20 protein-coding genes are annotated in these 20,675 nt (G+C 57.4%); 6 read left to right on the forward strand and 14 right to left on the reverse strand.

Annotated features, from left to right (window positions below; genetic code table 11):
- Positions 1 to 180: 180 nt before the first annotated feature.
- The 3 genes from D4A39_RS10770 to D4A39_RS10785 form a co-directional block, all read right to left on the reverse strand.
- Positions 181 to 654 carry a hypothetical protein gene (locus D4A39_RS10770; RefSeq protein WP_022986862.1) on the reverse strand — a complete coding sequence of 158 codons (474 nt, stop codon included), beginning with the start codon at positions 652 to 654 and terminating at the stop codon, positions 181 to 183.
- Positions 655 to 759: 105 nt separating this feature from the next.
- The gene (locus D4A39_RS10775; RefSeq protein WP_022986863.1) at positions 760 to 1,806 is read right to left on the reverse strand and encodes a M14 family zinc carboxypeptidase; all 1,047 of its coding nucleotides are present in this window, start codon (positions 1,804 to 1,806) and stop codon (positions 760 to 762) included.
- Positions 1,807 to 2,954: 1,148 nt separating this feature from the next.
- Entirely contained in the window at positions 2,955 to 3,392 is a 438-nt protein-coding gene (locus tag D4A39_RS10785; protein ID WP_233552466.1) for a methyltransferase family protein, read from the reverse strand.
- A 349-nt stretch (positions 3,393 to 3,741) separates the two neighbouring features.
- Here D4A39_RS10785 and D4A39_RS10790 point away from each other — a divergent pair, with 349 nt between their 5' ends.
- Complete coding sequence (locus D4A39_RS10790) at positions 3,742 to 5,208, forward strand: PhoH family protein (protein ID WP_022986865.1); 1,467 nt, start codon at positions 3,742 to 3,744, stop codon at positions 5,206 to 5,208.
- 152 nt (positions 5,209 to 5,360) lie between these two features.
- Here D4A39_RS10790 and D4A39_RS10795 read toward each other — a convergent pair whose 3' ends face one another.
- The gene (locus tag D4A39_RS10795; RefSeq protein ID WP_119918093.1) at positions 5,361 to 6,371 is read right to left on the reverse strand and encodes a hypothetical protein; all 1,011 of its coding nucleotides are present in this window, start codon (positions 6,369 to 6,371) and stop codon (positions 5,361 to 5,363) included.
- A gap of 445 nt (positions 6,372 to 6,816) precedes the next feature.
- On the opposite strand from D4A39_RS10795, the gene D4A39_RS10800 reads away from it, so the two are divergent.
- The gene (locus D4A39_RS10800) at positions 6,817 to 7,500 is read left to right on the forward strand and encodes an OmpW/AlkL family protein (protein WP_119918094.1); all 684 of its coding nucleotides are present in this window, start codon (positions 6,817 to 6,819) and stop codon (positions 7,498 to 7,500) included.
- Positions 7,501 to 7,595: 95 nt separating this feature from the next.
- On the opposite strand, the gene glpE is transcribed toward D4A39_RS10800, so the two are convergent.
- Both glpE and rhlB read right to left on the reverse strand, forming a co-directional pair.
- Positions 7,596 to 7,913 carry a thiosulfate sulfurtransferase GlpE gene (gene glpE / locus D4A39_RS10805; RefSeq protein ID WP_022986868.1) on the reverse strand — a complete coding sequence of 106 codons (318 nt, stop codon included), beginning with the start codon at positions 7,911 to 7,913 and terminating at the stop codon, positions 7,596 to 7,598.
- Complete coding sequence (gene rhlB / locus D4A39_RS10810) at positions 7,906 to 9,144, reverse strand: ATP-dependent RNA helicase RhlB (RefSeq protein ID WP_022986869.1); 1,239 nt, start codon at positions 9,142 to 9,144, stop codon at positions 7,906 to 7,908. The genes glpE and rhlB overlap by 8 nt, the downstream gene beginning before the upstream one ends.
- A 146-nt stretch (positions 9,145 to 9,290) precedes the next feature.
- Between rhlB and D4A39_RS10815 the strand changes: the two genes are divergently transcribed.
- Entirely contained in the window at positions 9,291 to 9,554 is a 264-nt protein-coding gene (locus tag D4A39_RS10815) for a DUF1145 domain-containing protein (protein ID WP_022986870.1), read from the forward strand.
- Here the strand turns inward: D4A39_RS10815 and D4A39_RS10820 are convergent.
- The 4 genes from D4A39_RS10820 to D4A39_RS10835 all read right to left on the reverse strand — a co-directional run bounded on the left by D4A39_RS10820 (position 9,544) and on the right by D4A39_RS10835 (position 12,698).
- Positions 9,544 to 10,131, reverse strand: a complete 588-nt coding sequence (locus D4A39_RS10820) for a DUF938 domain-containing protein (RefSeq protein ID WP_119918095.1) — start codon at positions 10,129 to 10,131, stop codon at positions 9,544 to 9,546. The genes D4A39_RS10815 and D4A39_RS10820 overlap by 11 nt on opposite strands.
- A 2-nt stretch (positions 10,132 to 10,133) precedes the next feature.
- A complete protein-coding gene (locus D4A39_RS10825; RefSeq protein ID WP_022986872.1) occupies positions 10,134 to 10,973 on the reverse strand; it encodes an SDR family NAD(P)-dependent oxidoreductase in 840 nt (279 codons plus the stop codon).
- A 132-nt stretch (positions 10,974 to 11,105) separates the two neighbouring features.
- Positions 11,106 to 11,849 (reverse strand): lysophospholipid acyltransferase family protein, encoded by a 744-nt coding sequence (locus D4A39_RS10830; protein WP_119918096.1) that lies wholly within the window; start codon positions 11,847 to 11,849, stop codon positions 11,106 to 11,108.
- Between the two features lie 111 nt (positions 11,850 to 11,960).
- Positions 11,961 to 12,698 carry an START domain-containing protein gene (locus D4A39_RS10835; protein ID WP_022986874.1) on the reverse strand — a complete coding sequence of 246 codons (738 nt, stop codon included), beginning with the start codon at positions 12,696 to 12,698 and terminating at the stop codon, positions 11,961 to 11,963.
- Between the two features lie 272 nt (positions 12,699 to 12,970).
- On the opposite strand from D4A39_RS10835, the gene D4A39_RS10840 reads away from it, so the two are divergent.
- Both D4A39_RS10840 and D4A39_RS10845 read left to right on the forward strand, forming a co-directional pair.
- Positions 12,971 to 14,281 (forward strand): sialidase family protein, encoded by a 1,311-nt coding sequence (locus tag D4A39_RS10840; protein WP_022986875.1) that lies wholly within the window; start codon positions 12,971 to 12,973, stop codon positions 14,279 to 14,281.
- Positions 14,278 to 14,904 carry a hypothetical protein gene (locus D4A39_RS10845; protein WP_199699455.1) on the forward strand — a complete coding sequence of 209 codons (627 nt, stop codon included), beginning with the start codon at positions 14,278 to 14,280 and terminating at the stop codon, positions 14,902 to 14,904. Before D4A39_RS10840 ends, D4A39_RS10845 begins: the two co-directional genes overlap by 4 nt.
- Here the strand turns inward: D4A39_RS10845 and D4A39_RS10850 are convergent.
- Together D4A39_RS10850 and D4A39_RS18205 are read right to left on the reverse strand one after the other, a co-directional pair.
- Positions 14,850 to 16,385 (reverse strand): sodium:solute symporter family protein, encoded by a 1,536-nt coding sequence (locus D4A39_RS10850; protein WP_119918097.1) that lies wholly within the window; start codon positions 16,383 to 16,385, stop codon positions 14,850 to 14,852. The two genes, D4A39_RS10845 and D4A39_RS10850, sit on opposite strands and share 55 nt — an antisense overlap.
- Before the next feature lie 72 nt (positions 16,386 to 16,457).
- Positions 16,458 to 17,060: a cold shock domain-containing protein gene (locus D4A39_RS18205; RefSeq protein WP_119918098.1), complete on the reverse strand. Its 603-nt coding sequence runs from the start codon at positions 17,058 to 17,060 to the stop codon at positions 16,458 to 16,460.
- 189 nt (positions 17,061 to 17,249) lie between these two features.
- Here D4A39_RS18205 and D4A39_RS10860 point away from each other — a divergent pair, with 189 nt between their 5' ends.
- Positions 17,250 to 18,293 (forward strand): GNAT family N-acetyltransferase, encoded by a 1,044-nt coding sequence (locus D4A39_RS10860; protein ID WP_119918099.1) that lies wholly within the window; start codon positions 17,250 to 17,252, stop codon positions 18,291 to 18,293.
- Here D4A39_RS10860 and D4A39_RS10865 read toward each other — a convergent pair whose 3' ends face one another.
- Both D4A39_RS10865 and D4A39_RS10870 read right to left on the reverse strand, forming a co-directional pair.
- Complete coding sequence (locus D4A39_RS10865; protein ID WP_022986880.1) at positions 18,294 to 18,659, reverse strand: hypothetical protein; 366 nt, start codon at positions 18,657 to 18,659, stop codon at positions 18,294 to 18,296.
- Positions 18,660 to 18,784: 125 nt separating this feature from the next.
- The gene (locus D4A39_RS10870) at positions 18,785 to 20,674 is read right to left on the reverse strand and encodes a M48 family metallopeptidase (protein WP_119918100.1); all 1,890 of its coding nucleotides are present in this window, start codon (positions 20,672 to 20,674) and stop codon (positions 18,785 to 18,787) included.
- Position 20,675: the final 1 nt, after the last annotated feature.

Consider the following 20,675-nt stretch of genomic DNA (forward strand, 5'->3'; position numbering starts at 1 on the left):
CGCTAGTGGCGCACCGCCTATCAGGCTCGCATAAGCTATTGCAGAGAGCGTGCCAGTTTTTGTTTTCTTTTTTAAAACAGAGGGTTGCTGTTTTTTTGGGGAGAAGGAAGGGATGTAAAGAGGCTGCAATAGAGGTATTGGTGCACCGTTATTGTGCGGTGCACCAAGTTGGTATGTTGCTTATGGGCATTCCCAGTCAACCCGGACGGCATCGGCCGACTGGCCCTGGCTATCGGTAATGGACAGTCCGCACTGTGCCTGACTGTAATTGAACACTGCTTGATAGTGCTCGCCAGCAACGGCCTCGAATTGCAGTGCGACCCGGCAGCGGTCGCGCTGGGTGCTGTTGGGATGCTTCTGGTTGTAGATGATACCGACCCGAGTCTGGCTGGAAGGGGCCAGAGTGGTGGTCACTTCCGTGCTCTTTTTCATGGTCTCAAGCAAGTCGTTGAGCGCGTCTCCGCCCATGGGTTTCTGGGCGATAGAGTACTCGGTGGACTGGAAGCCCTTGCCCGGGACACAGATAGCCGGTTGGGCCGCGGTATCGTTACTGGTAAAGGTGATCTGGGCTGTGTCGTCACCGTAGGGGGCCTGATAACCAAAGTTCTGGCAGCCTGCAAGGACCAGCACCAGAGCCGGAGCGAATCGTTTCATACCTAAATTTCCTGAATCGGGTTTGGGCAAGTGTAAGCCAGTGAGCCGAATGACCCAACTGTGTGCACCGAATTAATGCAAATGCAGGGCCAGCTTCACGAAGCCTCATGCCTGGTGATGGAACCAGTGCTGTATCGCCTGATGTGCCAGCGTTTTGCGTTCACTTGCTGAGGGGAGCCAGTTGCCAGCATTGGCTGTCATGGCGGTGAGGAACTCAAACAACGGCAGGTGTTGGCGTAGTACCCGATGATGACGGTGGGAGATCACCGGGTTGAAGTAGCCAAAGAAATCGAGCATTTGCCGGGGATTCTTGCGCACCCAAAGCCAGGAGCCCATTTCCAGCGTAAAGGGCAGAAAGGTATGCGCTGGTGCTTTCTCTTGAGCGTCATCGTAGAGGTAGTCCCACAGGTCGCCATGGGTGGTGTAGTTAACAGACTGAGGTTCAATCAGGTAGGGGTGATGATGAGGGTAGGTGCCCTCCAGGGTTTGTTTAAGCCGGTAGACCTCGCCGATGTGTGGAATGGGCCTGTGGCTACGGGCATAGCAGCACCATATTCTGTCCCGGCGCCCAAAGCCGCTGTGGCAATCAATGCTCATGGAGAAAGGCGCGGGAAACAACTTTTCCTGCACTACCCTGGCTACAGCCTGGGCTTCTGGTTCCATGGGATCGCCACTCTTGCCTCTGTACCAGGGAAGATGGCGGGAAATGCGATGCCCACCTACCAGAAACGGTACCTTGCCCATGGCATCCACCGGGGCGTTGCGCATCAGATCAACCCCATTGGGATTGCTGCGGGTGCGGTTCCAGATACCCCCGGGGTTGATCATTGGCATGAATACCAGCCGCACCTGCTCAAGTCGCCGATGGAGCTGATCATCCCACTGCAAGCGATGGATAAGGCTGTGCAGCCAGGACATCAGAACCTGGCTGCCAATCCGTTCGACGCCGTGAACGCCACCGAAAAAACCAATCACCGGAGCCCGGGGAGCGGTGGAACCCATCTCGATAACCTTGATGGGCAGGCTGATCTTTCCCATGGGTACGTCATGAACGGTACTGACCCGCAAATGCCGTTTGCCATGCCGGATCAGGGATTCCAGCTCGAGCAGTTCCGGCAGATGGCGTTGCAGCAGGTAGAGTCGTTCTTCCATAGGCGGGGTGGGCTGGAGCGAAAAGTGTCGAAAAGGTTACCGCAAGGAGGTAACAGAAATGTGACGATGGCGGCACGCTACGAGCTTAAGCTCGGTTGGAATGGAAAACGCAAAATCGTTCAGGGGTTTTTTAGAAGAACGGAAATGCCTTCGTTATCGTTGAGTTCTGCGCCTAAAACTAACCCGAGCACTCCGCAGGAGAGTCGTGCAGCGGGATAACGCACGCAGGGCGGTCCCGAAGGGCGTTACGAAGCGAATAACTATGCTTGCATAGCGAGCCGAGGCCAGGCGAGGGATGAGTTTCGAGAGGCAAAACCGGTAGTCATCTTTTAGTGGTTCGCAGCTCGTTACTCGAAACTCCCTTCTGACACCTTTGCCTCGCTGTCACCTGGAGGGTTTGCAGGCAGGCTCCTAAAGCTGGATGCAGAGAAAACGGGAAGCGCCTTCACCAAACCGTGACCATCCTGTCAGCGATCTGTCATTCGGCAGGCATAGCGTGCTCTCAACGGGAACGATCAGAAACCTGGGAACGTCTGCGATGGCATCCACTCTGGATTCTGCTTTTACCTTACGGACCGGCGATATACTGCTGTTCTCCGGACGCGGGGTGACCAGTGAGGTTATTCGGTTGTTTACCCGAAGCCCCTGGAGCCACATTGGCATGGTGGTGCGACTGCCGGAATGCAGCGAACCTCTGGTGCTGGAGTCCACCACGTTGGGGGAGTCGGTAGATATTCGACTGGGGAAACCTGTCGCGGGGGTGTCACTGGTATTCCTTTCCAGCAAGTTGGCGGATTATCCCGGATCCGTTGCCGTGCGCCGTCGCCTTGGGCCTGATCTTTCTGACCGTCAGGACAGGCTGCTGCAGCGTTTGGTCAGGCGATTGCTGCATCGTCCTTACAAGAATTACCTGCTCTGTAATGCCATTGATGTTTTGACCGCCTTCCAGCGGAAGCCGGACCGGCGCGGTTGGTTCTGCTCAGAGCTGGTTGCCGAGCTCTATCGCCGCGTGGGTTGGTTGCCGCCTGATACACGCGCCAGCACGTTGGTGCCTGGCCATTTCGGATCTCGTCACATGCGATTGCAAAACGGCAAGCTTGAGCCGCCACTGTGGCTCAAGCAGGGACCGGGTTGTGAACGAATTCAGGTTAGAGCCAGCGTCGAGTGCGGTTACGGTACTGTTGCCAGGCCTCACCAAACTGCTGTTCATGAAACGCTTCTTCTGCGGCAATCACGTGTGAATGTATGACCCAAAGCACCGGGAGCTGCATCAAAAGCATGCCTGTACTGTGTTGGCTGAGCGCGGCGGCGATGGCCAGCAGGCTGAAGCCAAGATAGATCGGGTTACGGCTCATTGCGAAAACGCCCGTTGTCAGCAGTGTGCTTGCCGCGCGGTGAGGCATGAGGGTTGTCCTCGCCCGTCGTAACTGGAGGGCTGCGAGTACTACCAGTAACAGCCCGAATACAGCAAGCAGGCTGGTCAGCCATACGCTGCCGGGGAATTGGACAGCCGGGAAATGAATTGCCCTGTCGATGCCATAGCCCATTAACAGGCCGCCGAGATACAGCGCTGGCGGGGGCATCATTACCTGAGGGTGATCCAGAGACATAAGATTGATTTACCGTTTATGCGATGTTTGATGTTCACCAGTTTAGCGGACAGATGAAATGGACAGAACGGAAAAAGAAAAGGCAAAAGTTTTCAAGGAGGGCTATTGATCCCTTTCGAAAAGCTGGGTTATGGTAATTCCATTCCCGCCTCTGCGGGAGTGATCGCGATCAAAAGCTGTTAACAGCTGAATGCAACTGAACCGCCAAAAGGCTTAAAACCAGGGCGGCAGGGGGCAGGCGTCACTCTCGCAATTTCAGACCTGACGCTCACCGAATGCCGCCAAACCAACGCAACCGTACCGTTTAACGGCACAGGGGATACGCATGGAAGAGCGCGCGGCCAGACTCCACACCCTTTCCACCAGCCACTACGCGAGCGCCAGCCAGAACGACAGCACCATCGAGCAAGAACAGAAAAAAACCTACGTCATCGATACCAACGTCCTGATCCACGACCCCAACTCCCTGTTGAACTTTGAAGAGCACCGCGTGGTGATCCCCATGACGGTGCTGGAAGAACTGGATAAGCTGAAAAGCGGTAAGTCGCATACCGCCGCCGATTGCCGGGCGGCTATTCGCCAAATCGACAAGGTGCTCGGTCACGCTACGCCGGAACAGGTGGAGGCCGGGATTCCCATTCCGCGCGGCCCGGATAACTCAACCCAGGGCACCCTCACGGTACTCATGTCGAGCCTGGAGGACATCAAGGCCCCCCTGCCGGATCATCTGAACGATAACCGCATCATCAACGATGTGGTCGCCATGAAGGCCCAGGCCCCGGATGAACGCTTTATCCTGGTGACCAAGGACATCAACATGCGCCTCAAGGCGAGGGCCTGTGGAATCGAGTCCGAGGACTACCACAACGATCAGCTGGTCACGGATATCAAGCAACTGACCCGGGGCTATTTTGAGGTGCCCGGCTCGTTCTGGGACCAGGTGACCCAGGTGGAAACCGAGCAGGACGGACCGGATACCCTGCATTATCTCTCCCACGGCTTGCTGGTGAGCGAGATTCTGGGGGAAGAGGTCTATCCCAACCAGTACATCATTGATGAGCAAGGCTTTGTCGGCCGGGTCATGCATATCGAAAACGGGGTGGTGACCCTGAAGCATTACAAGGCAGACAGCATGCTGGAGCAGGAGGCATGGGGACTGAAGCCCATGAACATCCAGCAAGCCATTGCGCTGCAATTATTGCTCGACCCGGATGTGCATCTGGTCAATCTGACGGGGGCGGCGGGCTCGGGGAAAACGATTCTGGCGCTGGCAGCGGCCATTGAAATGACGGTGGAGCAAAAGCGCTTCAACAAGATTATCGCCACCCGCTCCACACCACCGTTGGCTGAAGATCATGGTTTTCTGCCAGGCACCGAAGAAGAGAAGATGGATCCCTGGCTGGGGGCGATCAACGATAACATCGAAGCCCTGCACCTGAACGATGAGAATCCCACGGGCAGCATTCAGTACGTCAAAGAGCGCGCCAATATCCAGTTCAAGGCGATGAATTACATCCGTGGCCGAAGCTTTCAGAAGTCCCTGATCCTGATCGACGAAAGCCAGAACCTGACCCCCCATCAGATGAAAGCCATCATCACCCGGGCAGGCGAAGGATCCAAAGTGGTGTGCCTGGGCAACCTGGCCCAGATCGACACCCCTTACCTCTCGCCCACCAGCTCCGGACTTACCTACATGACCGAACGCTTCAAGCGTTTTGTCCATGGCGGGTCGGTGCAGTTGAATGGCGTGCCGAGATCGTTGTTGGCGGAATATGCGGAGTCGTTCCTCTAGTTAACAGTTAATAGTGAACAGTTAACAGCGAAATACTCGCGGTAAATTTTTTCTTTTCACCAATGAAAGAGGCCGCGCCCAGACCTTGGGCGCGGCCTCTGTACTCTCAGCGCACAGCAATGCCAATGCGCGTCGCTGTTAACTGTTCACTATTAACTGTTAACTGTCTCAACAACTTTTTTGCACGCCTCCGACCCATAAAAATCCTCCACCACCCATTCCACGAACGGCTCCAGAACGCCTTGTTCTACCAATAAAGAGGCACCTTTGGCGAGCGCGGGTGTGGTGATGGCGTGGACCCGTTGTTCACTGATCTGCATGTTTTCCAGCAGGGTCTTGAGGGGCAGCTGGCTCAGAGAATCCACGGCGGCCCGAATACCGACACCGACCAGGCGACGGGTGTAATCCAGCCGGGCGCTTTCGTCACCGATGAGGCAGCCTTGCTCAATGACGTCGCCAATGGTGGCCTTGGGAACCAGGGCCAGGTAGTCAGCGGGCTTTAGTGGGGCGACCCGACGGTAACCGTCTCGGGCAAGTTGTTCGATGCGCTCGTTGGTGAGTTGTTTATTCAGCCACTGCTCGCCGGTTTTCAGGGTGACGCGAATATTTTTTTGAAGATAGGTACGGATGGATTCTTCCATGCCGCCCATAGCCTTGCCGACCACACTCTTGCGGCCCATCTTCATCACACTGCTGACGCCTGGCAGCTTGGCCAGGGCATTTTCTTCCAGTAGAAAGTTCTTGATGCCGGTGTACAGCATCTCGCTCACCATCTCACTGACCAGAGGATGGTTCATTGCGGCATGTACGGCTTTTTCTCGCAAGGTTTGCAGTTGCAGAGCCTGTTCGAGAATGGCTTCAAAGTGTTCTTCGCGCAGCAGCTCGCCCAGGGTGGCATCATCGCGTTCGGCAGCGTCCCAGACGGCCAGGGTGACATCGGTGACGACTTGCTGAAGTCCCTGGGCGCTCAGGGCGTCTTGCAGCCAGGCATCCACCACCTGGCAGAGGCTGTCGGCGTCAACCAGCTTTCCCAGCGGCACATCGGTAAGCAGGGCGCTGGCTTGGCTCATCATCGCCTGCCAGTGTTCGGGAGCCTGCAGTTGTTGGGTCAGGTGAGTCTTGTGGGCGTCACGCAATGCGTTGATCAGAGAGCTTGAAGCCATGATGAATATCTCTTTGTTATTGGTGTGCGGCCTGCGAGTCAGCGTGGGGCGCAGGGTGGTCGCAATGATGGCTTCCTATACTGCGCTATCACGCTGGATGTGTATGTAACTGGGTTGACGTGAAATCAGGGCGCTAGTGCGAATGTGTCAGATTGGGTGATTTTCGTTCAAGAACCGTTGATCCTCCATTCGCTTCATTTTGTCGATACGCATAAGCATGCATTGGTTTTCTCTGCCTATTCTGGGGACGTCCCCGTTGGCTTGCAGACCAGTTACGTCCAGCAGTGGTTGCGGCACCGGGGGCAGGGGATTGCGGCTGTTTTCGCTTGCCATATTGACGTAGCGCAATGCCCATTGGCTGCTTGTGGCGTTCAATGATGTCCAGCCTCAGTGAGAGTGGGATGCAGGCGCCACAGCAGAATAGTGCTAACGAAAGGGGAAAAATATGAAGCTGCGAGGACAGGGAAAAAACGCGATGGCTCTGGTCGCCTTGATGGCGGCAGGACCCGCATTGGCTCATGAAGCAGGGGATTTCATTGTACGTTTTGGGGCAATTCAGGTTGATCCCGATGTCAGTAGTGAGACGTTCGATTCTGCCTTGCCCGTCGTGGGCGGGTTGGGCGTGGACGTGGACGACGATACCCAGTTGGGGCTGACTTTTGCCTATATGGTGACCGACGCCATTGGGGTAGAGCTGGTAGGTGCGACGCCATTTACCCATGACATTATTCTGGATACCGGTGGCAGCGGTGTCGTGATTGGTGAAACCAGTCATTTACCTCCGACCTTGCTTGCCCAGTATTACGCGCCGTCGGTTGGCCCGGTAAGGGCGTATCTCGGGGCGGGTATCAACTACACGCTCTTTTTTGATGACTCTATTGATGATGCGGTTGTCAGTCCGTTGCTGGGTGGCGCTGATGCCGACGTCAAGCTCAGTAATTCCGTGGGCTTTGCCTGGGAAGTCGGGGCGGATGTGGCGATCAATGATAACTGGCTGTTCAACGTGAGCGTCTGGAATATCGATATCGATACCGAGGCCCGGTTGTACGTCAATGATGCCCGGGTAGACAAGATCGATGTGGAAATCGATCCATGGGTGTACATGGTCGGCTTGGGCTACCGCTTCTGATTCGTCACTGTGACAGAGGCAGGGGACTGCCGAGCAGGGTGATCTGGTTTCAGGTCAGATTGCCCTGCAGGCGGGGAGCTTGCCACCCACGTCAATCAGGCGGTTTCCTCGAGAGTCTCTGGAAATTGCTGGCGAAAGATGTCGTAGCCGCCATCCAGACTCACGGCCTGAAAACCTTGTTCGGCCAGCCAGTCAGCGGCGCCCTGGCTGCTGTTGCCGTGGTAGCAGTAGATCACCAGGGGACGCTCCCGGCCGGTGTCAGCGAGGAACTGATCCACGTTGGCATTGCTCAGGTGGATAGCCCCGCGCAGGTGCCCGGCGGCGAAGCTGGCGGGATCGCGGATGTCCACGAACAGGGCGTTGCCGTCATCAAAGCGGGCCTTGCCTTCCGCAGGGCTGATCCGTTCAGGCATGGTTTTCCTCTCGTTCCTGCAGCAAGTCTGCTGGAGGGTATTCGCATTCCAGCTTCATGCTGATGGCATTTTCCAGTTCGGGCAGCAGGAAGGCATCGTCTTCACAGGCGAAGCTGATGGACATGCCACTGGCGCCCGCGCGACCTGTACGGCCGATACGATGCACGTAGTCTTCCGGGTCTTCCGGCAGGTTGTAGTTCACCACGTGGGACACGCCGTCGATGTGGATGCCTCGCCCGGCCACGTCGGTGGCAATCAGCACCTGCAGGTCGCCGGAGCGGAAGCGCTCCAGTGTCTTCATGCGCTGGTTCTGGGGCACATCGCCAGAGATCATCGAAACCTTGAGGCCTTTCTTGTGCAGGCGGTCGTTGATGCGGCGGGTAATATCCCGACGGTTGGCAAACACGATCACCTTGTCCATGTTCATGCCGGTAATCAGGTTGTACAGCAGCTTGAACTTGTCGTCGGTGTTGGTGATATAGACCTTCTGCTCAACACGCTCAGTGGTGACCTGTGCCGGCTCGATTTCTACCACTTCGGCGTCCTGGGTCCAGCGACGGGCCAGGTTCATGACATCGTCGTTGAAGGTGGCCGAGAACAGCTGGGTTTGGCGGTATTTGGTGCGTGGCGTCATGCTGACAATACGCTTCACGTCTGGAATAAAGCCCATGTCGAGCATGCGGTCGGCTTCGTCCAGAACCAAAAATTCCACCCGGTCGAGCCACAGGTCTCGGCGTTTGGCAAAATCCAGCAAGCGCCCAGGTGTGGCAACCAGAATATCGATTTCCCGGCTTTGCAGGCGTTCCTGTTGGCGGTTGAAGTTCATGCCGCCGACCACGCTCATGACCTGCAGGTCGGTGTACTTCGCCAGCCCTTTGGCGTCTTTTTCGATTTGCATCGCCAGTTCGCGGGTAGGGGCGACGATCAATGCGCGGGGCTCACCGGCGTAGCGTTTCACTTCCAGCGGGTGTTTGAGCAGATCGTTGATGACGGTCAGCAGGAAGGCGGCGGTTTTACCGGTGCCTGTCTGGGCGCGACCAATGGCGTCGGCGCCGGCCAGGGTGTGTTCCAGCACCTCGGCCTGAATGGGGGTGCAATACTGGAAGCCAAGATCGGCAATCCCGCGCATCAGGCGCAGGTCCAGATCAAAATCGTGAAAGCGGCGTTCGCCGTCTTTTTCGGGGACCGGGAACTGATCCAGGGTCCAGGCGGTTGCCTTGTCTTTTTGCATGTATTCGCTCAGTCTGAATGCGAGTGGTTTGTTGTAGAACCTGCTGCTTGTCGGGCAGGTCCAAGGTTCCGGCCAGCAGACCGGCCCCGATCCTCTAAACCACCTATTGTAGAAAAAATAGCCAGCGCTGTCAGAGGATCTTGAGCATGAACATGTTTCGCGGGGTCATTGTAGTGTTTTGGCTGGCGGTATTGTTAGCCATTTTCGCGGATTTACCGGTACCGTTCGACCGTTTGTTACTGAGCGCGGGGGCGGTGGTGGCCTTTTTACATGCCCTGGAGCTGGTGGGGTTCGGGGTCTGGATCCGTCGCCGAGGGCTGTTTCACTGGCGTGACGGGGTGATGATCATGATCTTCGGAGTGCTCTACCTCAAGCCTCGCATGCGCCGTGCCCGCCAGGCTAGCGTGTAAAAACCAGTATCCGGTTGTTGGCGGGCATGGCGTGGTCTGCCCGCAGCGTAGCGCCATGGCGTGAAAAGGCCTCAACTACCCATTCCTGATCCCGGATCCCGCGGTGGCTACCGGCTGCCTTTAGCCACGCGTCGAAACGGGCATTGGATTCACTGGTATAGCGACCGTCGTAATTGAACGGGCCATAGACCAGAAAGGCTCCTCCGGCTTCCAGTCTCTCGCACCCTTGCTTGATACAGCGAGATACCTGTTCTGCACTCATGATATGGAAGGTGTTGGCGGTAAAGAGATAACGGTAGGGACCAGCAGGCCAGTCGCCGGACACGTCCAGTTCAAGAGCGGGCAGGGAGCGGTTGGCCGGCTCTTGCTGCCAAAGACGGATGCCTGACAGGTTGTCTGCCACATCTGATGCTTGCCACTGCAGGTGAGGAAGCTGGGCGGACAGCCAGGCAGCATGCTGCCCGGTGCCCGAACCGATTTCCAGCAGCGCCCCCGGTGCCTGGCAGTGCTGTTGCAGCACGGCCAGGATCGGCCCCTTGTTGTTTTCGCAGGCCTGGGAAAAAGGGCGCTCGGACACGGTTACTTCTTGCTCATGTACTTTTGGCCCATGGCGATCAGCTTCTGGTAGCTGGTCGGCAGCAGGCGCTGCATGGTGTCCACTGCCACCGCATCGGAACCGATCAGGACCCGGCGCTTGTTGCCTCGCACCCCTTTGAGAATGGTGCTGGCGGCTTCTTCCGGGGTGGTGCGGAACAGTTTCTCGAAATCCTGAATGGACTGTTCCTTGTTGGCACCGGTGATGCGCTCCACGCCCTCGCTCATGCGCGCGGCCTTGGCGATGTTGGTTTTGATGCCACCGGGGTGGATGGAGGTACAGGACACCGGGCTACCTTCCATTTCCAGTTCGATGCGCAGCGATTCGGTGAAGCCACGTACCGCAAATTTGGCAGCGTTATAGGCTGACTGGGTGGGAATGCCGACCAGACCAAAGATGGAAGACACATTGATGATGTGCCCCTCGCCGGATTGCTTCAGGTACGGCAGGAACGCCTTGGTGCCGTACACCACGCCCCAGAAATTGATGTTCATCAGCCACTCGAAATCGTCGTAGCTCATGTCTTCGACGGTGGCGCCCAGGGCAACACCGGCGTTGTTGAAGATCATGTTGGCGTAACCGAAATGGTTGACCACATCGTCGGCGAAGTCATAGAACGCCTGGCGGTCTGCCACGTCCAGCACCTTGGTCAGCAGGCGGTCTTCGGCCAGGCCGAGATCCTTGGCGGTCTGCTTCAGGCCAGCTTCGTTGATATCGGAAAGGGCGAGTTTGGCTCCGCTGGCGGCCAGTTCCTTGGCCAGTGCACGGCCGATACCGGAACCGGCACCGGTGATAACGGCAACCTTGTCTTTAAAATTCTTCATGATGACTCCGTGTTCAAGTCCCGTGGTCGATGGGCACCGAGTGTAGACACTTTGTCACTGCCGAATGGGCCAATCCTGTCCGACAGGATCGGCCCGGTATGGCATCACCGCCGGTTATGGCGGTCGCTGTAGCTATACCAGCGCTTGTGGGCACGCATGGGTAAGGGGCTGTGCAATGAGCGCATGACAGGTCTTCATCAACCGATCGACGTCTTCCTCGTTGCGGGGTATGGGCTGTGGAGCATGCAGCGTCAATGTGGCCTGGTGGCCAGGCTGCAGTCGTGCAGTGCCGGGCGGCAGAATATCAAAGGTGCCGGTCAGGGTGACAGGCAATATCGGCAGTTGCAGCTCTTGTGCCATTTTGAAGGCGCCTTTCTTGAAGGGTTTGAGCTGCCCGTCACGACTGCGGGTGCCTTCAGGAAAAAACAGCACACTGGCGCCATGACTCAGCCGTACCCGTGCCTCGTTGAGACTGGCGATGGCGGCGTCCCGGTCGCTTCGGTTGATAAAAATGTGCCCCAGCTTTTCGCAGCAGATACCGATCACGGGCACCTTGCGCAGTTCATGTTTCATTACCCACCGAAAGTCCACGCCCAAATAGCCGTAGAGAACAAAGATATCGAACTGACTCAGGTGGTTGGCCACGATGACGTAACTCTGGCCTGGCTGCAGATTGTGGTGGCCAAACTGGTCTACCCGCACGCCGCTGTACAACAGGCAAAGGCGAGCCCAGGGGACCGCACTGTAGCGGGCAACACGGTCGGCAGGTAAAAAGGGCACCAGGGCCAGACAGATCGCTCCGCAGACCAGAGTGGTCGCTGCCATCAGCGGTACAAAGATCAGCCAGCTATAAAGAAAATAGAACAGCCGTGTCATGGATGGGTACGCTCCAGAAGGACGGATAGGTACCCATGTTAAGGGAGGTGTGGCCGAAAATGACAGGGTGATAATCACTTTGTTACGTTTTCATTATCTCCCTTTCGGCCTTTACAGCGTTGTTTTGACTGGCGTGCTTTCCTGTGGCGTCAGCGGGGCCGCAGACTGAGGTCTTCCCGGGCCGCGCAGATCCAGATAGTCATAGTAGCGGTTCTGGTATTCCGGCTTCATGACGATGCGTCGCAACCGTTCAAGGGTGAAATACGGTGCGTCACGCAGCAGAATGTTGGCAATCCAGGCGGGAATATACCCTCCTGGATCGAGAATGATCTCGTAGATCATTTCCACTTCGTCATTGCCAATACGGGTAAAGCCCAGTTTGCCCCACATTTCCGGGAAGCGGATGTAGTCATTATTGGGGGGGAGGGCATCCGGGCGATTGATCAATTCGATCATCACCGACTCTTCCTCGTCATTGAGGGTCTGGTGCACCTTGGCACGCAGCACGGCCTCGCGATCGGCCAGCGGCCAGGGGAGCTGGGTGGTAAACCGCAGGCTACGGTCCAGCGGGCCTTGCCGGTCAAACTCTTCAGCACTGTCAATGAAGTGCAGCCATTTCGGGTAGGCGGCGTAGTCGTTCATCAACGCCACCAGTGCATATTCGTCCTTGAGGGTGAAGCGAGTGGTGCCCCGAAAGGTTTTCAGGCGTGATTCGTCACGATGCTTCATATACACCTGAATACCGTTACGTTCGCTCACCAGTTTCCAGTCATGGTTGTCTTCAGCGTGGGCGGGCAGGCACGAGAGGGCCAGCAATAATGCCAACCAGGCAATTGCAAAACGTTCCATTGCAGAAAGTAAAGTCCTTGGTGCTGTTCTTGGAATAGTGTCTGTCATCATTATGACATCGCCCTCTTGCTGTGAACACATTGTGATCAAAAGGCAGTGGGCGAGTTCACAACTTCGGACGGTCGGCAGGGTTCGCGAGGTCAATGGCAGGCAATTTTCTGACAAGGATACATACTGGCCAGTCTCATTGCGTTTGAAGTATCAGACGCTGGCACTGGCGTGCGATTCATGGAGAATAGGCCCGCCGATAACGGATACAACGATCATTTTTTATGTTGAAACGTGCTTTTCATCTTTTGGTGGGTATGGCTCTTGTGGCGGGTTACTACGCAGCTTCTCCGTCTCATATCTGGCACCCGACGCCCCCTTTGGTACCTGATGCCAGCACCAACAATGCTGACTATGGTGGTGGCTGGACAGGGCAGTTTGCTTCTGATGCGGATACCCGGATGGTCCACGCCCCGGCTATGGTGGAGTTGCCAGATGGCCGACTGAGGGCCTTCTGGTTTGCCGGTACCCGTGAAGGTGCGGCAGATGTGGCGATTCACAGTGCCCTTTTTGATCCTTCTACTGCCAAGTGGACTGACGAAGCCGTGGTGGTGACCCGGGAGCAGATTGCGTCTGGCTGGAATCGTCACGTACGCAAGCTGGGGAATGCCGTCCCGGTTCTGGATAAAGACGGCCGTATGCGCCTTTTTGTGGTTGCGGTCAGTTTCGGAGGTTGGGCGGCCAGCCGTATCGTGGTGCTGGAATCCGACAATCAGGGTGAAACCTGGTCGTTTGACAAGGCGCTGGTTACTACCCCCTTCCTGAATATCAGTACCTTGGTCAAAACCCCCCCTTTAAAGTATGCCGATGGAACCATCGGATTGCCGGTGTATCACGAAATGATTGGCAAATACGGTGAAATCCTCCGGATTGACGCCAATAGCCGAATTTTGGGCCGTGCCCGTATTGGCCACGGTCGCAAGGCGATCCAGCCATTAGTCCTGGTGGACGCTCATGACCACTCGGTTTCCTTTCTGAGAAATGAAAACGAGCCCAACAATGGTTACCTGTATCAGTCTGATAGTGATGATGGCGGCTGGCAGTGGACCCCGCTGGCTTACTCTAGTCTGGAAAACCCCAGTGCGGCGGTAGGGGGGGTGGTACTGGGCAGGAATCATTGGCTGCTGGTAGCCAACTGTAACCGGGAAGAGCGCGATGACCTGTGCATTCGTGAAACCCGGGATGGCGGCACCACATGGCAAGTGGCCTGGACTCTGCATGATCGTGAACAGTGGCGTGATGAGGCGTTGACAACAGGGCAGTACGAGGCGTTGATTCGGGCTGAGTTGCAGACGGGGAATGCGCCGGAAAATCCCGAGGTGTTGCTGGAAAGGGTCAAGGCCAATAAATGTGATGAGCGACATGGCTGCCGTTTCCAGTACGACTATCCCTATATGATCCGGGCAAGCAATGGTGACTTGCACGTGCTTTATACCTGGAACAAGAGCGCCATTCGTCATGCCTGGTTGCCGGCGGGTGTCGCAGGCACCGGCCAGTCCGTTGTCCCCGCGCCGAACGAAGGAGCACCGCAATGACCATTGATTTGTTAATTACGGCGCTGGTGCTGGTAGCGGTACAGCTGCGTATTAGTGCGTCTATGCTGGAGTTCAAACCTCGCATTATTCTTGCGGTTCTGGTCTTCGTCTGGGCGTTATTGCCTTACCCCTGGGGCCCGGCTGCATGGCTGAACAGCTACCTGTCCGGGTTCAGTATCGCTAGCGGCTTGTTGGCGATACTGGCGATCAAACATCGTATCACCGGCTATTACTGGTTACCGGTGGGGCAGTTGCGAAGCGCCTGTGTGATGCTGGTGTTGCTGGCGTTGTGGTTTTATCCCACAAGCATGGGTTCCAGCTATGCGGATCCGTATGCCATGGGGTTTGGCGACTTTGCCTTGAGCACTGGGCTGCTATTGGTGGGGCTGGTAGGTTGGGTGACCCGTGCTTACGCCTCTTGTCTGATCCTGGTGGCCGCGCAGTTGGCTTTCCGGGCGGATCTACTGGTCAGTGACAACCTGTGGGATTACCTGCTTGATCCCTGGCTGGTGTGTTGGGCGGCGGGTTGGCTGGTACGGGACCGGCTGCTGCGGTCCCGTGGCGAGTGTCAGGAGGATCGTGCTGACGCGACTCCGGCAGACCACAGTGATGCAGCCAGATAACCGACGACAAACATCAGTACATTGCCAATCAACCCGGTGTAGTAGAGGTCAAAGGGGGCGCTTAGCGCCTCCGGCAACATTCCCTTGTTGGTCAGCACGGTCCAGCCGGTAAAGACCAGCGTGCAGGCAATCCCACACCAGGCCGCTCGCGCATCGCCGCGCTGACTAAAGAAACCAAGAAGATACAGCCCCAGCATCCCGCCGCCCAGCAGCGAGACCAGAATGGTCGAGGTGTCCTGCAGGGTCTTGGTGTCAGTCCCATTTAGCCACAGCGCACCTGCGATCATCAGGGCCGTCACCGCGACGGCAATGGTCCAGGCCGCTTTCAGGTAGTGGCGGTCGTCTTTGTCCGGACGCAGATGTCGGCGGTAGAGGTCGACCACGCTCACCGTTGTCACCGAATTAATACTGGAATCCAGAGAACTCATGGCAGCTGCCAGAGCGGCAGCGATCACCAGGCCGGCCACGCCGGCAGGCAGGTAGCCAGTGATGAAATGTGGCATCAGGGTTTCGGCACGGGCCTCGCCATTCAGAATGGCGCTGGCCTGAACATCCGGGAACGTCTCAAAGAACACCCAGAGCGCGGTACCCAGAAACATGTAAAAGGCCCAGATTGGCAGGGCGGTGAACAGATACACCCACAGGCCGCGACGGGCTTCCTGGGTGGATTGTGAGGCGCAGTATCGCTGCACCGTGTTCTGATTGCTGGAGTATTCGGTGAGCCAGTTGGTGAGGCCGATCAGCAGCATCATGGTGGCCGTTTTTTCGCTCAGCGAGAGTGACCAGGAGGTCTCGCCGGGAGCGCCGTTCTCCCAGGGGGCCAACGCAAACTTGCCGGCCGCCCCTGCTTGATCGACGATCTGGCCCAGACCGCCGGGCAGTGCCTCCAGAATCACCCACAAGCAGAGTATCCCGCCCAACAGCAGTACCACGGTTTGCAGCACATCGGTCCAGATCACCGCATCGATACCGCCAATCACCGTGTATAGCCCCACAAAGAGTCCGCCGAGCACAATGGCTGTGGTGGGCGACAAGCCCGTGACTTGCTGAATCAGCAGGGAAAGCAACCACAGGATCATGGCCAGGCGAACCACCTGGGCTACCAGAAACGCTACCGCCCCGTAGACCCGTACCGAGGGTCCGTAGCGCATTTCCAGAAATTCGTAGGCGCTGGTCATGTTGCCGCGGCGGAAAAACGGCAGAAATACAAAGGCCGCCACCAGGATCGCAGGCAGCAATGCCAGATTGGGAAGATAGCGTAGCCAGTCAGTTTTAAAGGCGTCGGCGGGGTAGGCCAGAAAGGTGATCGAGCTGATGGAGGTGCCCACCAGCGACAGGCCGATCACCCAGCCTCGAAAGCGACGGCCGCCGACAAAGTATTCTTCGGTAGAGGTGTTACGGCGAGAGAAGTAAATGCCAATGCCCAGCACGATACACAGATAACCGGCCAGGACAATCCAGTCTGCGATTGCCAGTGTCATTATTGTTATTCCGGGTCAGGCAATCCGGGGCGGCAACCATGTTGTGTTGCGTGCCCCGAAATGCGTTCGGGGTTACTGCTCGATATAAACGTTATCGGCCTGTTCGCCACGGTCGGACATGCGCGTGTCGAAGCGAACCCGGGTGCCGGTCCGCAGGCTTCGTCGGCCACCATTCTGAACGGCCTTGAAGTGCACAAACAGCTCCTCACCCTTGTCGGTCAGGATGAAACCGAAGCCCTTGTTGGGGTTGAACCACTTCACCTCACCGCGTTGCTGGCCGCTTCCGCCCGTTGGCAGTGGCAATTTTGCGGGCACCAGCTTTGCAAAAGGAATCAGCGGCAGCAGGTAGACCAGGGCGGGGATCCACAGCCACCATTGGTCGGCGAAGACCACGTTGCCGTGGCTGGCGACCAGACCTGCCAGGTAGAAAAACACTGCCACATGCAGCGGAACCCGCTGCGGGCCGCCCAGCAGGCAGGCCAGATTGACCGCCGCGGCCAGCAGCAGGCCCAGCCCGGTTTGTTGGCTGTGAATGTTGGAGACCTGCACAAACGCCAGATTCTCGTGGATAGTGACAACAGCCATTTCCGGGGCGAAAAGCAGCCAGGCGCCGGGGAGGGCCAGTAACAGTGCCGCAGCGATATAAAATGCGGTCAGGGGTTTGGAAACATTCATGGACTAGACATTACCTTGTTGAAAAAATGCATTCACAATGATGAAAGTGTCGAAAACCGCCGGATTAAAAAGAGGCGGTGAAGCAGGGCGGCGCGGTACCGGGCCCGGTTTGGCCTTGTCAGCGCTCTGTACGACCGTGCAACTGGCGCATTGTACCCAAGCCGGCAAGGAAACTCATGTGGAGTCACATTGACTGATTATCCTTTTCTTAAGCCCGCTTTTGTTGCGGCACTGGAAAGTGGCGGGGCGGTGAGCCCCCAGCGCGGCTGGGGCCCCTGTCATCAAACGCTGAATCAAGGCTGGTTGCCCCTCTACGCCCGCAGTGATTCCCGTGGCGAGTATGTCTTCGATTACAGCTGGGCAGACGCCTATCAGCGCCATGGGCTGGCGTACTATCCGAAGTTGGTGACGGCGATTCCTTTTACGCCTGTGGTTGGACCCCGTTGGCGTGGGACCCTGAATGCAGACCAGATTTGGGGGGCGGTTAGCGAGCAAATGGCGCAGCAGGGCGCCAGTGGCTGGCATGTGCTGTTTCCTGACAGGGCGTGTCGAGAGCAGCTGTCGGCATTACCCCTTGTCTCCCGCCAGGCCTGCCACTTTCGCTGGTTCAACCGTGATTATCAGGACTTCGAGGACTTTTTGAGCCGGTTCCAGTCGCGAAAGCGCAAGAACCTGCGCAAGGAAAGGCGCCGCATTGCTGAGCAAGGCATCGCTGTCACACGTTTACAGGGCGGGAAAATTAGCGATCAGGATTGGGCCTTCTACTACCAGTGCTATGCCAGCACCTACCTGAAACGTGGGCAGCTCCCCTATCTGGATGAAGCATTCTTTGCGGCGATTCGTGAGGCCATGGCGGATCAGCTGATGTTGGTGCTGGCACGACGTGGTGAGCAGCCATTGGCGGCGGCCTTGTATTTTCAGGATGGTGACTGTCTTTACGGTCGTTACTGGGGCTGCCTGGAAGAGTGTGACGGGCTGCACTTCGAGCTTTGTTACTACCAGGGCATTGAGCATGCCATTGCGTCCGGACTGGCCGAGTTCGACCCCGGGGTGCAGGGAGAACACAAGATCCTGCGCGGTTTCGAACCGGTGATTACCTGGTCGCTGCATCACCTGCGTGAGCCCGCCTTTCAGCGAGCGATTGCCGATTTTTGTCGGGAGGAGGCTGAACACGTGCGGCGCTACAGGGAAGAGGCGCGTTCGCTGCTGCCTTATCGGCGAGATGCGCGCTGACTAGGCGGCGATTGATTCTTCACGGTGGTACACAATTGCCATGGTTACCCTGTCGCAGAGGTCTGCGTCGGGGTGATCCGGTGATTTGGGGCCAAGCTCTGCGGTAACGTCGTCCAGCTCACTGGCGGTTTCGTCCTTTAGATCGGCAAAAAACTCCCAGACTCGTTCTTCACAGTCAATGAGGGTGCCAGTGTAGATGCCGTCATCAAACAGGCACACGCCGGAAAAAACGGTGGTGTCGGGGTCAAAACCGTGTCCTCGCACCCATTGCGTCAGTGCGGGGTTTAATGTGCCACTGCGGACTTGAGACGTAATATTTTCGACCGCGGCCCAAGCATTGCGAGTGCTGACTTTGTTGAATTCCATGTCTTTCAACCTCTCCCTACAATGCCATGATTCTGCATGGACAAACGTGCTAAAAAATAGGCAATTTGCGTAAGCCAGTGTAAGCCTTTTCCTATTTTTGAAGCAGATTCACACTCGCAAAGCGATCAATGGTCGGCAAAGCAGGGTGGAAGGGGGCATTCCAGTAAAGAAGAAAGAGCTCGCAGCGTCTCCCGTTCCCGGGTTTTCAATTCGCCATCGTCCATAGCCAGGTCAACGGCGCTGTCGATGATGGGCCCCTTGAGCAAGGGGGACAGATCCGTCAGGCGGTCGACGGCTTGAAACAGCTTGTCGCTGCTGCAATGGGTCAACGGGAGCAAGGTGCGCCCGGCAGGAAGGAGTCCCTGGGTATAGCGGCTGAACAATGCTGTGCCCGTGTCTTGTGTGGCGCCACTGGCCCACACCAGCAGGGAAAAGAGAAGCTGCAGTTCTGCCGCTACCGCGCCATAGCGATGAAAGCGGGTGTGCCGGTTGCGCCCCGCCCGCTCGCCAAGTTGTTGCCTTGCCAGCCCCAGCAACGCCCATTCAAACAAGCTGAAGGTGTTGTCCGCTTTGGCGAGAGACTCCAGTTCAGCAAGTAGCTGTTCGCGGGCGGCACGGGGTTCGTTCTTCAGTGCGGGCAAGGCCAGATCAATGACCGGCAGGCGGAGGGTAGCCCCCAGGGGGCGAAGCGCTTCTGCCAGCGTCTCAAGGGCAGGCTGATCGTCAGCCAACCCTGCCTGACGAAGCTGGTGGGCCGTGTCGTTGCGATTGCTGGCCAGAATCAGGGCCAGCAATGCCCTGCGGGCACCTTGCGGCTGGCGCAGGGACTGGCGAATTTCCTCTGGCAGTTGCGCCAGCGTGGTCTGTGCCCAATCAATGTCGGCGTCTTTCACGGTCCCTACCTGACTGGAGACCCGGACAGGGCTGGCGCCCGGGGCGAAGCCCAGAGAACCGTCCACATTGGCAGCCTGTGGCGCTGACAGTGGGTTGGGTGACGGGTCGCCGGATTGTCTGGCCCGGGCCCTGGCTCGCGCAACCCAGCCCTCACCGAGAGCGGTGAGGCGTTCATCCACCGGTGGGTGCGTGGAGAGCCAGCGTTGCAGGTGCATTTTGACAGGTAGCACAAAGCACATATGGCTCATGTCTTCCGCATGGGCGTTGGCAAGATAGGAGCCGCCGTTGTTGCGCACCTGGATCAGGGCGCCGGCCAAGCCATCGGGGTTACGGGTGAATTGCACGGCAGACGCATCAGCCAGCAGCTCCCGCTGACGGCTGATAGCCGCCTTGATCAGGCGTCCGAAGAACAAGCCCACATAGCCGATGACCATCAGGGCCAGCCCGACAATAACCAGATTGCCCTTGTTGTTGCGTCTGGACGATCGGGACTGATGACGCTGGCTGTGAAGCAGATGTTCGCCGACTTTGCCCACAGCAAGAATGCCGGCAAGCACTGCCACCATCCGCAGGTTGATGCGGATGTCAGCATTGAGAATGTGGCTGAATTCATGCCCTATAATCGCTTGCAGCTCGTCCCGTGAGAGTTTGTCCAGTGTGCCCCGAGTGACCGCGACGATGGCTTCTGAAGGTCGGAAGCCGGCGGCAAAGGCGTTGATGGCCGGTTCCTGCTCAAGGACGTAGATTCTGGGTGCCGGGATGCCGGCAGCGATGCTCATCTCTTCCACCACGTTAAGCAGGCGCTGCTCGCTGTTATCGGTGGTGGTGGCGTTGATTGGCTTTGCGCCCATCATTTCGGCGAGGGCGGGGCCGCCCTTGCGTAGCTGCCAGGTTTTCACCAGACAACCGCCGACAATGACCACAAAGGTGCCGAGTGCGATCCAGGCCGTAAGGGGGTGGGCCCAGGGAGCCTGAAGAGAGACTCCCGCGCCGGAGAAATGCAGGATCAGCAGCATGGCGGCGGTCACGCTGGCGATCACTGCCACCACTGCCACGACGAAATAGAGCACCAGCAAGCCGGTTTTACGCCGGGCACGTTCCTGGTGTTGGAAGAAATCCATG

The sequence above is a fragment of the Alcanivorax profundi genome (assembly GCF_003597125.1).
GTDB classification, from domain to species: Bacteria; Pseudomonadota; Gammaproteobacteria; order Pseudomonadales; family Alcanivoracaceae; genus Alcanivorax; species Alcanivorax profundi.